The organism is Stenotrophomonas sp. S41, assembly GCF_016624625.1.
Classification (GTDB): Bacteria; Pseudomonadota; Gammaproteobacteria; order Xanthomonadales; family Xanthomonadaceae; genus Stenotrophomonas.
In genome coordinates this window covers 1-1,283 of the sequence record NZ_JACVTV010000205.1, presented here as the reverse complement: position 1 = coordinate 1,283, position 1,283 = coordinate 1, and the positions used below count along the sequence as shown (strand labels likewise).

Annotated in this window: 1 protein-coding gene; it reads left to right on the top strand. The window is 65.5% G+C overall.

All coding sequences use genetic code 11. The features are described 5' to 3' along the window. Window positions 1–170: 170 nt before the first annotated feature. Window positions 171–1,193: an L-threonine 3-dehydrogenase gene (gene tdh / locus IAE56_RS20880; protein WP_116863820.1), complete on the top strand. Its 1,023-nt coding sequence runs from the start codon at window positions 171–173 to the stop codon at window positions 1,191–1,193. Window positions 1,194–1,283: the final 90 nt, after the last annotated feature.

Genomic DNA, 1,283 nt, shown 5'->3' with positions numbered 1-1,283 from the left:
GCCCCGCCCCGATCCCCGGAAGTCATGGGCCGACCCACTGCCCTCCGCCGGGCATGGCCCGGCGCTACCGGGAGCGCCAAAGCACCCGCAGCGCAACATGGGAATTCCGCGCGGCCCTCTATAATCCGCGTTTTCCCCCTGATGAGTTCCACCCGATGGCGCAGCAAACGATGAAGGCCCTGGTCAAGCGCGAAGCAGCCAAGGGCATCTGGCTCGAAGAGGTTCCGGTGCCGACCCCGGGTCCGAACGAGGTCCTGATCAAGCTGGAAAAGACCGCCATCTGCGGCACCGACCTGCACATCTACCTGTGGGACGAGTGGAGCCAGCGCACCATCAAGCCGGGCCTGACCATCGGCCATGAGTTCGTCGGCCGCGTCGCCGGACTCGGCTCGGCCGTCACGGGCTATGAAATCGGCCAGCGCGTCTCGGCCGAAGGCCACATCGTCTGCGGCCACTGCCGCAACTGCCGCGGCGGCCGTCCGCACCTGTGCCCGAACACCGTCGGCATCGGCGTCAACGTCAACGGCGCCTTCGCCGAATACATGGTGATGCCGGCCAGCAACCTGTGGCCGATCCCCGACCAGATCCCGTCCGAGCTGGCCGCCTTCTTCGACCCTTACGGCAATGCCGCGCACTGCGCGCTGGAATTCGACGTCATCGGCGAGGACGTGCTGATCACCGGCGCAGGCCCGATCGGCATCATCGCCGCCGGCATCTGCAAGCACATCGGTGCGCGCAACGTGGTGGTCACCGACGTCAACGACTTCCGCCTGAAGCTGGCCGCCGACATGGGTGCCACCCGCGTGGTCAACGTCGCCAACCAGTCGCTGAAGGACGTGATGAAGGAACTGCACATGGAGGGCTTCGACGTGGGCCTGGAAATGAGCGGCAACCCGCGCGCCTTCAACGACATGCTCGACTGCATGTACCACGGCGGCAAGATCGCCATGCTCGGCATCATGCCCAAGGGCGCCGGCTGCGACTGGGACAAGATCATCTTCAAGGGCCTGACCGTGCAGGGCATCTACGGCCGCAAGATGTACGAGACCTGGTACAAGATGACCCAGCTGGTGCTGTCCGGCTTCCCGCTGGGCAAGGTGATGACCCACCAGCTGCCGATCGACGATTTCCAGAAGGGCTTCGACCTGATGGAAGAAGGCAAGGCCGGCAAGGTCGTGCTGAGCTGGAACTGACCGGCATACGGTAGCGCCGGGCCATGCCCGGCGTTGCGGTGACCCGTCCTGCCATAGGTTGACACCTACGGGGTGGATGAACCGGCCGCC